General features: G+C 37.6%; 14 protein-coding genes and 2 tRNA genes. 10 read left to right on the top strand and 6 right to left on the bottom strand.

What is annotated here, in order from left to right:
• The first annotated feature begins 64 nt into the window (after window positions 1-64).
• From murG to NF867_RS06060, 8 genes are all read left to right on the top strand, one after another.
• Entirely contained in the window at window positions 65-1,171 is a 1,107-nt protein-coding gene (gene murG / locus NF867_RS06095) for an undecaprenyldiphospho-muramoylpentapeptide beta-N-acetylglucosaminyltransferase (RefSeq protein WP_252586825.1), read from the top strand.
• A 147-nt stretch (window positions 1,172-1,318) separates the two neighbouring features.
• Window positions 1,319-2,680 carry a UDP-N-acetylmuramate--L-alanine ligase gene (gene murC, locus NF867_RS06090; RefSeq protein WP_252586824.1) on the top strand — a complete coding sequence of 454 codons (1,362 nt, stop codon included), beginning with the start codon at window positions 1,319-1,321 and terminating at the stop codon, window positions 2,678-2,680.
• Window positions 2,681-2,769: 89 nt separating this feature from the next.
• Entirely contained in the window at window positions 2,770-3,606 is an 837-nt protein-coding gene (locus tag NF867_RS06085) for a cell division protein FtsQ/DivIB (protein ID WP_252586822.1), read from the top strand.
• A 2-nt stretch (window positions 3,607-3,608) separates the two neighbouring features.
• On the top strand, window positions 3,609-4,916 hold the full coding sequence (gene ftsA, locus NF867_RS06080) for a cell division protein FtsA (protein ID WP_252586820.1): 1,308 nt from the start codon (window positions 3,609-3,611) through the stop codon (window positions 4,914-4,916).
• A gap of 183 nt (window positions 4,917-5,099) precedes the next feature.
• Window positions 5,100-6,713, top strand: coding sequence for a cell division protein FtsZ (gene ftsZ / locus NF867_RS06075; protein ID WP_252586818.1), 1,614 nt, complete (start codon window positions 5,100-5,102; stop codon window positions 6,711-6,713).
• Window positions 6,714-6,893: 180 nt separating this feature from the next.
• Window positions 6,894-8,141: an aminotransferase class I/II-fold pyridoxal phosphate-dependent enzyme gene (locus NF867_RS06070; protein ID WP_252587121.1), complete on the top strand. Its 1,248-nt coding sequence runs from the start codon at window positions 6,894-6,896 to the stop codon at window positions 8,139-8,141.
• Window positions 8,142-8,431: 290 nt separating this feature from the next.
• Window positions 8,432-8,505 (top strand) — tRNA-Cys (locus NF867_RS06065).
• A gap of 20 nt (window positions 8,506-8,525) precedes the next feature.
• Window positions 8,526-8,599 (top strand) — tRNA-Cys (locus NF867_RS06060).
• A gap of 817 nt (window positions 8,600-9,416) precedes the next feature.
• Here the strand turns inward: NF867_RS06060 and NF867_RS06055 are convergent.
• Window positions 9,417-9,896, bottom strand: a complete 480-nt coding sequence (locus tag NF867_RS06055; RefSeq protein WP_252586816.1) for a hypothetical protein — start codon at window positions 9,894-9,896, stop codon at window positions 9,417-9,419.
• A complete protein-coding gene (locus NF867_RS06050; RefSeq protein ID WP_252586815.1) occupies window positions 9,897-10,289 on the bottom strand; it encodes a group III truncated hemoglobin in 393 nt (130 codons plus the stop codon). It lies immediately after the preceding gene.
• Between the two features lie 434 nt (window positions 10,290-10,723).
• Here NF867_RS06050 and NF867_RS06045 point away from each other — a divergent pair, with 434 nt between their 5' ends.
• Window positions 10,724-10,906 carry a histone H1 gene (locus tag NF867_RS06045; RefSeq protein ID WP_252586813.1) on the top strand — a complete coding sequence of 61 codons (183 nt, stop codon included), beginning with the start codon at window positions 10,724-10,726 and terminating at the stop codon, window positions 10,904-10,906.
• Between the two features lie 85 nt (window positions 10,907-10,991).
• Here NF867_RS06045 and dapA read toward each other — a convergent pair whose 3' ends face one another.
• From dapA to NF867_RS06025, 4 genes are read right to left on the bottom strand one after another with little or no spacing between them, the layout of a single operon-like run.
• On the bottom strand, window positions 10,992-11,867 hold the full coding sequence (gene dapA / locus NF867_RS06040) for a 4-hydroxy-tetrahydrodipicolinate synthase (protein ID WP_252586812.1): 876 nt from the start codon (window positions 11,865-11,867) through the stop codon (window positions 10,992-10,994).
• Window positions 11,864-12,391, bottom strand: a complete 528-nt coding sequence (locus NF867_RS06035; RefSeq protein ID WP_252586810.1) for a DUF6913 domain-containing protein — start codon at window positions 12,389-12,391, stop codon at window positions 11,864-11,866. Before NF867_RS06035 ends, dapA begins: the two co-directional genes overlap by 4 nt.
• A 9-nt stretch (window positions 12,392-12,400) precedes the next feature.
• Complete coding sequence (ligA, locus tag NF867_RS06030; RefSeq protein ID WP_252586808.1) at window positions 12,401-14,413, bottom strand: NAD-dependent DNA ligase LigA; 2,013 nt, start codon at window positions 14,411-14,413, stop codon at window positions 12,401-12,403.
• A 25-nt stretch (window positions 14,414-14,438) separates the two neighbouring features.
• On the bottom strand, window positions 14,439-15,110 hold the full coding sequence (locus NF867_RS06025; protein ID WP_252586806.1) for a hypothetical protein: 672 nt from the start codon (window positions 15,108-15,110) through the stop codon (window positions 14,439-14,441).
• A 213-nt stretch (window positions 15,111-15,323) separates the two neighbouring features.
• On the opposite strand from NF867_RS06025, the gene tyrS reads away from it, so the two are divergent.
• Window positions 15,324-16,607 carry a tyrosine--tRNA ligase gene (gene tyrS / locus NF867_RS06020; protein ID WP_252586805.1) on the top strand — a complete coding sequence of 428 codons (1,284 nt, stop codon included), beginning with the start codon at window positions 15,324-15,326 and terminating at the stop codon, window positions 16,605-16,607.
• Window positions 16,608-16,648 lie beyond the last annotated feature (41 nt).

Below are 16,648 nucleotides of genomic sequence, written 5' to 3'. Positions count from 1 at the left end.
TGAATTGATTATTTGTGAAATACATAGGCTAAAAGTTTAACAGCTGAAAGCTAAACATTATAGAATGAGTAATAAACAATATAAAATAGTAATAAGTGGTGGGGGAACCGGTGGTCATTTGTTTCCGGCGTTAGCTATTGCTGATGCCTTGAAGCGAATCGATCCTACGATTGAGATACTATTTGTGGGTGCTTTGGGCAAGATTGAAATGGATAGGGTGCCGGCTGCAGGTTACAAAATTATTGGACTTGATATCCGCGGATTGCAGCGTAAGCTTACTGTGGATAATCTGATGTTTCCTGTTCGATTGATTAAGTCATTAACAAAGTCATTCGGAATTGTTAAAGAGTTTAAGCCGGATGTAGCAGTTGGGGTTGGCGGATACGCATCAGGTCCATTGTTATATGCCGCAAGTAAAAAGGGGGTTCCGACAGTTCTGCAAGAACAGAATTCGTACCCAGGGATTACCAATAAGTTATTGGCTAAAAACGCCTCTAAGATTTGCGTGGCCTATGATGGGATGGAGCAGTTCTTTCCGGCTGAAAAATTAATGTTGACCGGGAATCCTGTTCGTCAGGATATATTGGAAATTGATGGTAAGAAAGAAGAGGCAACTGCTTTCTTCGGACTTTCAGCTAATAAGAAAACAATTTTTTTAACGGGTGGAAGCTTAGGTGCCCGCACGTTGAATGAAAGTATTCTGAATCACCTGGAGTCATTCAGAGATCAGGAAATTCAATTGATCTGGCAATGTGGCAAGTTTTATTACAATACGCTGAAGCAGCAATTTAATGAGGCTGAATTTCCAAATGTAAAACTGATGGAATTTGTTTCTAGAGTTGACCTTGCTTATGCTTTGGCAGATGTTATTGTTGCAAGAGCCGGGGCAAGTACCATTTCAGAGCTATGTCTGGTAAAAAAGCCGGCAGTATTGGTGCCTTCTCCAAATGTGGCGGAAGATCATCAAACAAAAAATGCGATGGCTTTGGTTAATAAACAAGCAGCTATACTGGTTAAAGATGATGTTGCAAAAACTGAATTGGTTCCTGTTGCATTGCGTTTAATTGGCAATGAGGAGAAGAAAGCAAAACTATCGCAAAATATAGCGGCATTAGGCTTGAAAAACTCAGCTGATGTAATAGCAAAAGAGATATTAAAATTAGTTAAGTAGATACAAGGTAGGAGAGATTAGATAAGAGAATTATGCAAAATTCCGGATCTAAATCTCAGGTTAGAAAAATAAAGAAATGAGTTTTCGTTGGATCAAGAGATATTAATTCTCAAGTCTGACCTCTCAAATCTCAAATCTCAAATAAGAATGAAACTGGAGTCGATTAGTAAAGTTTATTTGGTTGGAATTGGCGGAATTGGCATGAGTGGACTTGCACGTTGGTTTAAGCACCGTGGTTGCACAGTTGCTGGCTATGACCGTACAGAAACCCCATTGACTAAAGAATTAGTGAGTGAGGGTATTCCGGTTACTTATATCGATGAGGTTAATAATATTACGGCCCCATTTAACGAAAACGCTGTTTCTGAAGATATACTGATCATCTATACCCCGGCAATTCCTAAAGACAGCCCAATTCTGAATTACTTTAAGAGTGCGGGTTATGAGCTTAAAAAGCGCTCGCAGGTGTTAGGAATTATCAGCCAGGGTAGCTTCTGCATCGCAGTAGCTGGTACTCATGGTAAAACTACTACTTCAACAATCATTGCGCATGTTTTAAAACATTCGGGCTATGATTGTTCGGCTTTTTTAGGTGGAATCAGCTCTAATTACAATACTAACCTTTTATTAGGTGAAAATAATGTAATGGTGGTGGAAGCTGATGAGTTCGATCGCTCATTCTTAACGCTTCATCCTGATATTGCAGTTGTAACATCAATGGATGCGGATCATTTGGATATTTATGGTGATGCTTCTCATCTGCATGAATCGTTTAATCTTTTTGCATCACAATTAAGTGAAGACGGGGTGTTGATTCATAAAAAAGACCTTCCGCTTAACCATGCAGGTGTTTCATATGCTGTTGAAAATGTAAATGCCGATATACGTGCAGAGAATATACGTATTGAAAACGGAAACTATTACTACGACTACGTTTCTGCTGATAAAACCATCAAAGATTTGAACCTGGGTTTGCCTGGTTTACATAACGTTGAAAACTCAGTTGCTGCAGTCCGTGTGGCGCTTGAATTAAAGATTGAAGAAGATAAAATTCGTAAGGCGCTTGCTTCGTTCAGAGGAGTAAAACGCAGATTCGAATATATTATTAAATCAGAAAACCTGGTTTATATTGATGACTATGCGCATCACCCTGAAGAGCTAAATGCCTGTTTAAATTCAGTTCGTCAATTGTACCCGGGTAAGAAAATGACAGTTGTTTTCCAGCCTCATTTGTTTACTCGCACCCGCGATTTTGCTCCAGAGTTTGCCGCAAGTCTGAGTAAGGCCGATGAGCTTTACTTACTGGATATCTATCCGGCACGTGAACTTCCAATTGAAGGGGTAAATTCTCAAATGGTACTTGATATGGTAACCATTAGCAACAAGCAATTGTGTTCAAAAGCCAATTTGGTTGATTTAATTAATAGCGATAATATCGAAGTTTTAGTAACTGTGGGTGCTGGCGATATAGATACACTGGTTGAGCCATTAAGGAAGAAATTGAGTTAGAAGTTAATAGTCCATGGTCAATAAGTCCATGGGGTATAAAAATATATAAGAAACCATGGTCCATCGACTATGGTCTATTGACAGTAAGTATGAAAAGAATCAATTGGAAACGAGTATTTGCCTTAACTGCCTGGACATTGAGTCTGGCAGGATTGGTTGTACTATTAAGTTTTGTTTCCAAGCGTCAGGATACAACCGTTTGCAAAGGCGTAAAGATTAATATTGAAGGCAAGAACTTTTTAGTGGAAAAAGGGGATATCCTGACGTTGATGAACAGGGTGTTGCCTCAGTTTGTTTCTCGCCCTTTAGATCAAATTCCGGTTGAGCAAATTGAACGTGCCGTTAAAATGAATCCATACGTTGAGCGTGCTGATATATTTATTGATTTAGATGGGATGGTGAGGGTAAATGTTACCCAAAGAGAACCGTTAGTTCGCATTATCAATAAAAATTATCAGAGCTTTTATATCGACAAGAACGGCCGTAAAATGCCGCTTTCGTTGAATTTCTCGCCGAGAGTGTTGGTCGCCAACGGTAATATAGATGAAGTACCGGGGAATAATGATACGTTGAAAACTGCGTCAGCGAAAGCCATTTATGATATCGCAAAGTTCATTGATAATGATAAAAATGAATTTTGGAAAGCACAGATCATTCAGGCGTATATCAATGAAAATGCAGAGTTGGTACTTGTTCCACGCGTAGGCGAGCAAAAAATTTTAGTGGGAGATACTGAAGATCTTGAAAGAAGAATGAATAATCTAATGGTGTTTTATAAAAAAGCGCTTCCTCGTGTTGGCTGGGAGCATTATAAAGTCATCAATATAAAATACAACAATCAGGTTATTGGTATACGCGATACCCTGATTAAAGAACATATAACATCAACCGATACAACGAAAACAGACAGCACAAGAATTAATTAGTTATGGAGCACTCAGATATAATTGTTGGATTAGACATAGGTACTACAAAAATCTGCGTTATTGTTGGACGCAGAACCGAGCATGGAAAGATAGAAGTGTTAGGTATGGGTAAAGCCGATTCTCCGGGCGTGAGTCGCGGAACGGTAACCAATATCGAAAAAACTGTTCGAGGTATTCGGGAGGCTGTGGAAATGGCTGAGTTGAAATCGAATGTAGAAATTCGCGTGGTAAATATTGGTATTGCAGGGCAGCATATTAAAAGCCATCAGCACCGTGGTATGCTTACTCGTAGTAATACAAATGAAGAGATCAGTCACGCCGATGTGGATAAACTGATTTCAGATATGCACAAATTGGCGATGAATCCCGGTGAAAAAATTATTCATGTGCTTCCACAAGAATACGTGATTGATAACGAACCAGGGATTGTTGATCCGGTGGGCATGTCAGGAGTTCGAATGGAAGCTAATTTTCACATTATTACCGGGCAGGTAACATCAGTACAAAATATTATAAAGTGTGCTGATAAAGCTGCTTTAGGCTATGATGATATTATTCTTGAGCCATTAGCATCTGCTGAGGCAGTGTTGAGTCCTGAAGAAAAAGAAGCCGGAGTTGTTTTGGTGGATATCGGTGGTGGAACAACCGATGTAGCTATTTTCTATCGTGGCATTATTCGTCATACGGCGGTGATTCCTTTAGGAGGAAATATTGTTACTGAAGACGTTGTAGAAGGCTTATCTATTTTAAAAGCACAGGCAGAGGTGTTGAAAACGCGTTTCGGTTCGGCATTAGCCGATGAAAATGCTGAAAACGAGATTATCTCTATTCCTAGCCCAGTTAAAGGCCGTCAACCCAAAGAAGTGTCGGTACGTAACTTGGCTTATATTATTCAGGCTCGTATGGAAGAAATTATCGAGCATGTATACTATGAGATTCAGTGTTCAGGGTATGAAAAGAAACTAATTGCAGGAATTGTATTAACCGGAGGTGGTTCACAGCTGAAGCATTTGCCTCAACTGGTAGAATATATTACCGGTTTGGATTCACGTATTGGTTATCCGAATGAACATATAGCCAAATCAAATCATGCGGAAGTGGCTAGTCCAATGTACGCAACAGGTATTGGATTGGTAATAAAAGGCTTACAGGCTCTTGAAGAGGATAGAGCAAGAAATGATCAAATGCCTGCGGCTGACCCTCAGGTGCATCATCCTCAGGCCGACAGAAAACAATGGCTGAAGAAATTCATCGATCCTATAAAAGAATTTATTCGTGAGGATATTGATGATAAAGATTATCTGAAATAAGTAGCATTCGAATTAAGAACATACTTATACGATAGAAATAGGTGAATAAAATGTCAATAATTATCAACAATGGCCGGGGTTTTCCACATTGGGAGGTTCTGAAGGCCAAAAAAGGCATTAAAATCGCTATTATTACATGTTAAATAAGAATTCAACAATTTACGTCGCTTAAACATCAGGATAATGGAATTCGAAATGTACAAAGAAAAATCATCGATTATCAAAGTGATCGGTGTTGGAGGTGGAGGTGGAAACGCAGTCAATCACATGTACCGCCAGGGTATAAAAGGAGTTGACTTCATTATCTGTAATACCGACGCCCAGGCGCTGGAGTTAAGCCCCATTCCTAATAAAGTACAGTTAGGAGCAAGTTTAACAGAAGGCCGTGGCGCAGGCTCAATACCTGAAGTGGGTCGTAACTCAGCCATTGAAAACGTAGAACAACTGCGCGAAATGCTGGGAAGCAATACCAAAATGGTGTTTATTACCGCCGGAATGGGCGGTGGAACAGGTACAGGAGCCAGCCCAATTATTGCAAAAGCTGCAAAGGATATGGGTATTCTTACCGTTGGTATTGTTACTACGCCTTTTAAATTTGAAGGCCCTCGCCGTAAAGTACAGGCTGATCAGGGTTTGGAAGAACTTAAGAAAAATGTCGACACTCTTTTGGTCATCTCAAATGAGAAGGTTCGTCAAATGTGTGGTAATCTTGAGTTGAAAAATGCATTTGCTCAGGCTGATAATGTGTTAACTACGGCTTCTAAAGGTATCGCCGAAATTATAACTGTTGCCGGCTATATTAATGTCGACTTTGAAGACGTTAAAACTGTTATGAAAGACAGTGGTGTGGCTATTATGGGTTCATGTGCTGCCGAAGGTGAAAATCGTGCCCGTAAAGCAGTAGAAGGAGCCATGGCTTCGCCATTGTTAAATGATAACGAAATTGAAGGCGCACGTTATATTCTGTTAAATATTACTTCTGGTGTTAAAGAAGTATTAATGGATGAAGTATCAGAGATTACTGATTACATCCAATCAAAAGCAGGAGCAACGGCCGATATTATTTGGGGGAATTGTAACGATGAATCTTTAGGTGAAGCAATTTCAGTAACGCTAATTGCAACAGGTTTTAACACTCGATCACAGCGAGATGAAACTAGTGCGGAGAAAGTAATTGTAGAACAGCCTGTTGTTCCACAAGAACCGGAGCGTATTGTTATCAATTTAAATGACGATCCTGTCAGAGAAGCGGAAAGTTTTGTTAATACGCTAAAAAACAAATCATTAGAGCCTTCGATTAAGGTAAGTGATCCCGAGCCGCAGACTCCGAAGATAAATGTTCAAACTCAGCCTGCTCCTTCATTACGTCAAGTTTCAATGTTTGATTTGTTTGGAGTTGAATCAAATGATACACAGGCTTCAAACCATACATTCGAGTTTACTGTTAGCAATAAAATTAAAGAAGAGCCTAAAGTTGAAGTCATTGAGCAACCGGAACCGGAGGTAATTGAGCCAATAAACTTTAATGAAGATCTTTCGGAAGAAGAGCTCATGAAGAAAAGTTTGCAGCAGTCGCGTGACCGGATTATGAAGCTGAAAAACTTTAGTATTAAGCTGAATAGCAATAATGGGCTGAATGAATTGGAAAACGTTCCGGCATATGTTCGCAAGAATATGAAATTGAAGGAAACTCCACATTCTTCAGAGCAGCATATCTCTAGATTCACTCTATCAAATGATAATGATGGGACAGAGATTCGACCAAATAACTCATTTTTGCACGATAACGTAGATTAATCAACGTATTCTAATAATAGGAATCCCGGTTTTACCGGGATTTTTTATAACTTACGCGCTCAAATTTACTACAAGTAAATAAATTATAATCAAACCATTAATATATAACCAGATTGATAAATCTGCAATTATCTTATAATTTTGCAGGCTTTACGAGGTTTAACACTAAAATTTAAAGCATTGGATATTTTTGAGAAGATTAAGGAGAAAAGAGGTCCAATTGGGCAGCATTCGAAATGGGCTCATGGATATTTCGCGTTTCCTAAATTGGAAGGAGAAATAGGTCCTCATATGATGTTTCGTGGTAAGGAACATCTTGTATGGAGTTTGAATAACTACTTAGGTTTAGCAAATCATCCCGAAGTTCGTAAAGCCGATGCTGAAGGTGCTGCGCAATATGGTCTAGCTCTTCCAATGGGTGCACGTATGATGTCGGGTAACTCTAACAATCACGAAGCTCTGGAGAAAGAACTAGCTGATTTTGTTGGTTTTGAAGATGCTTTCCTGTTAAACTATGGTTATCAGGGAATGGTTTCTATCATTGATACTTTGGTTGATCGTCATGATGTAATTGTATACGACGCCGAGTCGCATGCATGTATCATTGATGGTGTTCGTCTGCATCAGGGAAAACGTTATGTGTATACGCATAACGATATGGAAAGCCTTGAAAAGCAATTACAACGCGCTGAAAAATTAGTTGAAGGTACACCAGGTGCTATTTTGGTTATTACTGAAGGTGTGTTTGGGATGTCAGGGGTTCAGGGTGATTTAAAAGGTATTGTTGAATTAAAGAAAAAATATAATTTCCGCTTATTAGTTGACGATGCTCATGGTTTTGGAACAATGGGCAAAACAGGAGCTGGAACTCACGAAGAGCAACATTGCATTGATGGCATTGATGTTTACTTCGGAACTTTTGCAAAATCAATGGCTGGTATTGGTGGTTTTGTAGCCAGCAATGAGCAGGTTGTTGAATTCTTGCGTTATAATATGCGTTCTCAAACGTTTGCCAAGTCTATTCCAATGCCAATGATCGTTGGTTTGCGCAAACGTTTAGAGTTATTGAAAACAAATCCTCAGTTAAAAGCTAAACTCTGGGAAATTGTAAACGCGTTACAAGGCGGCTTAAAAGAATTAGGTTTTGATATTGGTAAAACCAATAGCCCTGTAACCCCAGTTTTCATGCATGGCTCTTTAACAGAAGCTACCAACCTAATTGTAGACCTTAGAGAGAACTACAGCATTTTCTGCTCAATTGTTACTTATCCGGTAATTCCTAAAGGATTATTGATGTTACGTTTAATTCCTACTGCTGCTCACAGTTTGGAGGATGTTCAACGTACACTAGGTGCTTTTAGCGAAGTTAAAGTAAAACTTCAGGATGGTGTTTATAAGGAAGCTGAAGAGTTTGCTGCACCACGCTAGTATAGTTATAATCTTATTTTAAATAGATCCCACAAGCTTAGCTTGCGGGATTTTTTCGTTTTAAATCGACTGTATCAAAATATTGTTACAATTGTATTAAATGCCCGACATTCTATAAAGTCTATCGAAATTATATATAATTTATTAACTAGAACTTTAAGAAGTATTTCAATAACCTATAGTTAACATGTTGTTTTTTAAGTAAATATCTAGTTGATTTTTTAGTTATTAAGCGTTTTCGTAGGCAAGAAATAGTTTTTGGTTTGGAACTTGAATACAGAAACATACAAGATCGGGTGGCCGAGTGGTTAGGCAAGTGTCCGCAAGACGCTCAACAGTAGTTCAAATCTACTCTCGATCTCCAGGTTTCTACTTATTAAAACAGATCGGGTGGCCGAGTGGTTAGGCAAGTGTCCGCAAGACGCTCAACAGTAGTTCAAATCTACTCTCGATCTCCAGGTTTCTATTTATTAAAACAGATCGGGTGGCCGAGCGGTTAGGCAGGTGTCCGCAAGACGCTTTACAGTAGTTCAAATCTACTCTCGATCTCAAAATTCTACTTCTTAAAACAGATCGGGTGGCCGAGTGGTTAGGCAAGTGTCCGCAAGACGCTCAACAGTAGTTCAAATCTACTCTCGATCTCAAATTTCTACTTCTTAAAACAGATCGGGTGGCCGAGTGGTTAGGCAAGTGTCCGCAAGACGCTCAACAGTAGTTCAAATCTACTCTCGATCTCATTGGCCTTCTATATATATTTACGCTTAATTTTTTCATTTTAGAGCCCCCAAAATCAGGAGGCTCTTTTTATTCGCTGACAAATTTGTCATTTTTAATGCGTTACGTATATATACGTTAGGTAAATACAATCAGGCTTCTTACTTTTGAATCGGAAAGCAAAAACAATAACACTCTACCTCTGAAATCAAAAAGTCGGAATATTAATCTATAAGCGCTTTGTAGATTATAATTCCGGCTTTTCTTTATGAATCCGTTGAATTCTAATTTTATCTTTTGGTTTTATCTGTATTTTGAAGTGATATCATTTTAAATTGAAGATCAATGGAAAATTAAAATTAAAAAAATAAGAGATTAATTTCCATGTTGGCGACTTTTTGAATGGAAATAATAAGTTTCTAGTCTATCTTGAAGTTTTATTATTAAATAAAACCATTATTAATGTACATTTCTTCTGAAATGTCAGCTTTTTATAAAATTTAGGCGTTTGAACAATTGAAAAATGATATATACTTAACTTCATAATTTCTTTTGTCAAACTTATTCATTCGGGTTTTTATATATAAAGAAGCGTTCAAGGCATTTCTCTCTAAAATAACCGAATTGAGTTATACCAAGTAATATTAAGCCAGTCACCTTCAGGCTATCTAAAAGAATATATACTTGATGCAAGTGTGATGCTGGCGGTATTTGGCCCTGAATGATCATTTGAACCCGTTCATGCAATGCAGGTAAAAGCCAAAAAGTTTGAATACCAATGATGGTGCTTAAGACTACTAGTAAAATAACGGTTGTGCGATGGAAGGAATTTAGAAAGGTAAAACCAATGGATATAAGGCATAGAACTACTTCTACTCGATTTAATGCTTTAAAAACCAATCGACCTACTTCAACGCCTACCTCAAGTGTTAAATGCGGAGCCATGAACTTTATAGGTGCTTCCATAAAACTTATGGCGCAAACAAATCCGAGCCAGATAAACGTAATAGCAATGGGGAATGAATGTTTGATTTTCTTCATTTAAATAATTGATAGGTTGCCATTTTTACGGATGTGTTCTATTTTTAAATTGAACATTTCGGCCATACGCTCGGCTCTCCAAATAGCTTCATCAGCTTTTTCTCCTTCGAAATTATCGTTTACTGTTTGTATAAATAAAGCTACCCAGTGTTCGAAATGATATTTTTCAACAGGCAATTTTGCATGTGGAGGAAAGGGGCTACCTGTATAACCTGGCTCAGAGAATAGAACAGTATTCCAGAAGGTATACATCTTTTCCAGGTGAGTATCCCATCCATCCTTAATTACAGCATTAAAAATTGGACCCAACAGCTGATCCTGACGGATGATATTATAAAAACTGTTAACTAACAATTCTATGTCTTTAATGTTCGTAATATCTGATTTCCCCATCTTTAAGCAGTATTAATTATCGCTGTTTTAGTTAACTACAAAATTATAAAGAATGAGGTTACATTAGCTGATTAATGTCAGATTTAAGGGAATTGAATAATTTCAAAGGGAAAAAAATGATTCCACCGTTGTTTTAACTATAGGTTATTTTTGAGTAAAAAAGAGTACAAAATTTTACTATCAATGCAGGTTGCTAATTTTCTGAAAATCAGTTTATTATATAATTTTTATGCAGGCATAATTTTAATGTATTGCCCAAATTGTGTATAAATCTGCCTCGATTTTTAAAAGGATAAAACGTTGAAATGTGGATAAAAACACGCTTAAAGGCACTTTTTTCTATTTAAAAAGTTTGGTTTATGGATTAAAAGCTATTACATTAGCTAGTAAATAACCTAATCAGTATTTACCAAACATTTAAGGAGTATCTAAAAATGAAAAAATTTAATGAATTCAAAGCTTTGTTGGCATCTTTAGAAGGCGACGCAGATAAGTTTTACAACAAAGGTAACAATGCTGCCGGTACTCGTGTTCGTAAAGGTATGCAAGACTTGAAAAACCTTGCACAAGAGATTCGTATGGAAATTCAAGATACTAAAAACAAAGCCGAGGCTTAGTATTTCAACCACGAACTGAAGAAAAAGAAAGTCCTGCCCAATTTATTTGAGCAGGACTTTTTTATTTCTTATGAAACAATGCTGATTAATAGTTTTTAACAGCATTTAAAATTTTAGCTTTCAGATTCTCGCTAACATCCACTAATGGCAAGCGAACAGGCGATCCGCAAATCGCTAACTCTTTTAAGAATGCCTTAACACCTGCAGGGCTTCCTTCTGCAAATAGCATGTTAATAATATCAGTTAGCTTATAATGCAATGTACGAGCTTCGTCGAATTTCCCTTCCAAACATTTTCTGATCATAGATGAATAGTCTTTAGGGAAAGCGTTTCCTACAACAGAGATTACCCCTTCGGCTCCTAATGCAATCATCGGTAGAGCCAATGCATCATCCCCTGAAATGAATTTGAAGTCTTTTGGTTTATATTTTAAAACCTCCATGAATTGTTCAAAGTTGCCCGAAGCCTCTTTAATTCCAATTATATTTTCCAATTCTGCCAAACGCAAAGTGGTTTGGGCTGTCATATTTGATCCTGTGCGGCCAGGTACGTTATACAAAATAATAGGAAGCGGAGAGTTTTCTGCAACTTGTTTATAATGCTGAAAAATACCTTCCTGTGCCGGTTTATTGTAATAAGGACTAACAGAAAGAATAGCTGAAAATCCCTCAGATTTAAAATTTTTTACCTGATCCACTACAGCGCTGGTATTGTTACCGCCAATGCCTGCTACTAATGGAACACGATTATTATTAGTTTCAAGTACAAAATCAAAAATCTTCTTCTTCTCTTCCTTGGAAAGTGTTGCGGTTTCACCGGTTGTACCCATAGGTACTAAATACTCAACGCCTCCGGCGATCAAATGCTCTATAAGATTTTTTAGCCCCGGGAAGTCAACACTGCCATCAGGGTTAAAAGGGGTAACCAATGCAACACCCGTTCCTCTCAATTGTGTACTCATTTTTTTATTAACGAAAGATAATGTAATACTTGGGCCGTAAAATTAATAATACTTGTGTCTTTTTTACAATCTATCATCAAATCGTAAATAAAACTTTCATTCTGTTCGTATTTTGAAATTTTAAATGCGGAATTAGCTTTCAATGCCAAATAAGATATTGTAGGATTTGTTTCTTGTGAAAGATTAATTAAGACATCGAATTGAACTTTCTGCAGCTCTTTAACCTTTTCTTCTTTAGGAATCTTCAGATAGTTAAGATCTTTATTGGTAATAAAGTTAAAATCACGTGCTTCAGTTCTGAATTCAGGAAGGTCCTTCTCGTTAATTAGTCCCCAAAAGGTGAGTTTTTTCCGTTGTAAATCAGACGATAAAGCAATGTCTTTCACTGTCTTTAGCTCTTCAATATTTTCGGCACAAAAAATAAACAGGAAGGAATTTATCTCGTCTAGTCTATTAAATTCACCCTGATTTCTGACCTTACCCGCTTCTCGTTTTAAAATATAGTTGGTTAATTGTGATTTCATCTGTTTGGTTTAGTTAAGCATTGCCAGTAATTCACTATCAGAAATGATAGGGACATTTAAATCAGTTGCTTTTTGAAGTTTGGCAGGTCCCATATTATCACCAGCTACCAAAAAATTAAGTTTTGCAGAAATACTGCTTAGCATTTTTCCTCCATTTGCTTCAATCAGGTCTTTCAGTTCTTCGCGACTATAGTTTTCGAATACTCCGGATATGAGAAATGTTTTCCCTTCCAGTTTATTGCTGGCCATTACCACTTCTTTTTCTTCAATTTCGAACTGTAATCCATCTGCTTTTAGTTGTTCAATAAGTAAACGGTGCTCAGGAATGGCAAAGTATTCTAACACACTTTCTGCAATACGGATCCCTATTTCATTAACAGCAATTAATTCATCAGCAGTAGCGGCTATCAATTTGTCAATGTTTTTAAAATGTTGAGCGAGTTTTTTAGCAACAGTTTCTCCTACGTATCGAATTCCTAATCCGAATAACACCTTTTCAAAAGGCATTTGTTTAGAAGCTTCAATACCATCAATAAGATTGTTAGCTGATCTTTCGCCCATTCGTTCTAAACTCAGCAGTTCAGCTTTTTTATCTTTTAAAGCATAGATATCAGAAATATTATGGAGCAATTCGGCATTAAATAGCTGAACAATGGTTTCGTCACCCAGGCTATCAATATTCATAGCCTTGCGGCCTGTAAAATGCTGCATTCTACCAATGATTTGGGGTGGACAACCTGTATCATTGGGGCAATACCAAGCGGCCTCGCCTTCGGTTCTCACTAGTTCAGCATTACATTCTGGGCAGGTCTTCGTAAATTTGGTAGGTTGCGAGTTAGCCGGACGTTTATCGAGATTAACTTTGATGATTTTAGGGATAATTTCACCTCCTTTTTCCACTAGCACTGTATCACCTTCACGAACATCTAAACGTTCAATTTCATTTGCATTGTGTAGTGTAGCTCTTTTAACTGTTGTACCTGCTAGTTGAACGGGTTTCAGGTTTGCTACGGGGGTAACCGCACCGGTACGTCCAACCTGATAGGTAATTGCCACTAGCTCTGTTTCTACTTCTTGAGCTTTGTACTTATAGGAAATTGCCCAACGAGGTGATTTTGCTGTAAAACCCAGTTCATCTTGTTGAGCATAACTGTTCACTTTTATAACTATTCCGTCAATATCAAAGGATAGTTTGAATCGTTCAGTTTCAAAATAATGAATGAAGTCAAGCACTTCTTGAATATTACTGCATAACCTCGAATGTTCGGAAACTTTAAATCCCCATTGTTTAACGGCTTGTAAACTTTCCCAATGTGTTTTATAAGGTGGGTTTTCGGCGTATAAGAAATAGAGGAAGCAATCGAGTGGGCGTTTGGCAACCTCTGAAGAGTCTTGCATTTTGATGGTACCAGAGGCAAAGTTACGTGGATTGGCAAAGGGCTGCTCCCCATTTTCTTCACGCTCGGCATTTAATTTTTCAAAAGCTTTCAAATGCATGAATACTTCGCCACGGATTTCAAATTCTGTCGGAAAACCATTTCCTTTTAACTGATGAGGAATGGTTTTAATGGTTTTAACATTTGTTGTTACTTCATCTCCTTTTGATCCATCACCACGCGTTACAGCCTGTACAAGTTTTCCATTTTGGTAAGTCAAACTCATTGACAGACCATCGAACTTAAGCTCACAAACATACTCGAAGTCATCTCCAATGGCCTTTCTGATTCGGTTATCAAAATCAATTAAATCCTGTTCCGAATACGTATTGCCCAATGAAAGCATCGGGTATTTATGCTTAACAGTTTTAAATGACTTGGTAATTTCTCCACCCACCTTTAATGAAGGAGAATTAGGATCCTGGAGTTCAGGGAATTGTTTTTCTAATGCCTCAAGCTGTTTAAGCTTTTGGTCGAAATCGTAATCAGATATAGTGGGTTGAGCAAGAACGTAATAGTTATAGTTATGTTGATTGAGTTCAGCTGTTAAATCAGCAATTAATTTTTGAGCTTCTTGTTGTTGCATAGCCGGCGAAAATATGGATTGCGGTTTAAAGTTTGGTTGTTATTTCATCAAAAATGTCCGTGAATTTACTAATTAGTTCGGTTTTGTATTGTAGCAACACTTGTTCAAGCTCTGTTTTAGTTTCTTCTGAAAAATTTGTGCCCCAAACGCTGTAGCAAATTCGATTTAAGGCATAAACTAATTTGCTATAATCGGTATACGAATATAAATAGGCATTCTCGATAAACTTGTTGTAGAAATTCAGAAAACTTTCGGGCTGATTGATCGCATTTATTCGCAGGTATTCAACTAATGTATGTTGATTAATATCTCTTAGGTGTGTGTAAAATTGCTGGATGTCAACTTTCTTATTTTCAATTAATAAGCTATCCAGCATTAGTTCAAGAGCAATGTGTGCGAGTATAAATGGCCGAACCAGAGTTCCACTTAATAATGGCGTAATAAACTGCTTGAGTTTGTCGGTTTCTTGTTTAAAAAACGCTGATGAATGAAAGAGCTTATCAACCAATAAATGTTTTTGCCAACCATCATAAATTTCCATTAGTTGAGCATTTGCAGAAAGCTGTTCAATGAATTTCTGTGGATGAATATTCCAGGTTTTGTTGAAGTTTTTGGTCAGGTCAGGCAGAACCAAACCCAATACAAAATGAGCATTTATTGAATCTTTGTCGAAATAATAGTGGGAGAGGAAGTTCATTGATTAGATTATACTGATTTTAGAATAGGTTTCACCGATTTTATTGCTGCCACGTCCTATCTCAAGCTAACTCAAATTAAGCATAAATAATTATCTTTGGCACTCTCATCGTAAATCTGAAAATCATTTTTCATCGATGAATTAAAAATTGCGAGAGTGATACCACCAATTTACCGGTGAATTATTTAATCTGTGTAATCATATTAAACTAGAATGAACTTTGTAGAAGAATTGCGTTGGCGCGGCATGCTGCATGATATTATGCCTGGCACTGAAGAGAAATTGAATAGTGGCGTTATTGCCGGTTATATTGGTTTTGACCCAACTGCCGATTCGTTGCATGTTGGTCACTTAACCCAAATTATGACCCTGATTCATTTTCAAAAGGCCGGACATAAACCTTATGCATTAGTGGGTGGAGCTACCGGTATGGTTGGTGATCCTTCTGGCAAGTCGGAAGAACGTAATTTACTTTCTGCAGATATTCTTAATCATAATCAGGCTTGTATTAAAGCGCAGCTCGAAAAATTCCTTGACTTCGATTGCGGCGCTAACAGTGCCGAAATGGTGAATAACTATGATTGGTTCAAAGAGTTTACTTTCCTTGATTTTATTCGTGATGTAGGTAAACACATTACTGTTAACTACATGATGGCCAAAGATTCAGTTCGACGTCGTTTGGAAGGAGACACCGGTATGTCTTTCACTGAGTTTAGCTACCAGTTGGTACAGGGCTATGATTTTTACTATTTGTGGAAACACAAAGGCTGTTTCTTGCAAATGGGTGGTTCTGATCAATGGGGCAATATTGTTACCGGTACAGAGTTTATCCGCCGAAAAGATCATGGAGAGGCCTTTGCTTTAACCACACAGCTGATCAAGAAATCAGATGGAACTAAATTTGGCAAAACCGAAAGCGGTGCTGTTTGGTTAGATCCGGCTAGAACTTCACCGTATAAATTCTACCAGTTTTGGTTAAATGCGAGCGATGATGATGCAAAAAACTGGATTCGCATTTTCACGTTAAAGTCTAAAGAAGAATTAGAAGCCTTAGATTCAGAGCATGCAACTGCACCTCATTTACGTGTATTGCAAAAAGCATTGGCGAAAGACATAACCATTCGCGTTCATTCGGAGGCTGATTATGAAACTGCAATTAAATCTTCAGAGTTCTTGTTCGGTAATGGTTCTATCGACTTTTTAACTGGCATGAGCGATGATAACCTGTTGGGTATTTTCGATGGCATTGAGCAATTCAATATTTCAAAAGAAGAGCTTTCAAACGGGATTAATGTGGTTGACTTGTTAGGTGACAAGGCAAAAGTATTTCCATCAAAAAGTGAAGCTAAAAAGATGATCCAAGGTGGTGGTGTAAGCTTGAATAAAGCTAAAGTTGGTGGAGTGGAAGAAGTCATCAATCACTCAAGCTTGATCAATAATAAGTTTATTGTTGCTCAAAAAGGTAAGAAGAATTATTATCTGCTGATTGCGGAATAGGTATTTTTTATAAAAGATATCAAAGGGCTTTGAAATGAAAA

It is taken from the genome of Solitalea agri, from assembly GCF_023914155.1.
Classification (GTDB): Bacteria; Bacteroidota; Bacteroidia; order Sphingobacteriales; family Sphingobacteriaceae; genus Solitalea; species Solitalea agri.
The sequence above is the reverse complement of the archived record's forward strand: the minus strand, read 5'-3'. Positions and strand labels throughout refer to the sequence as shown.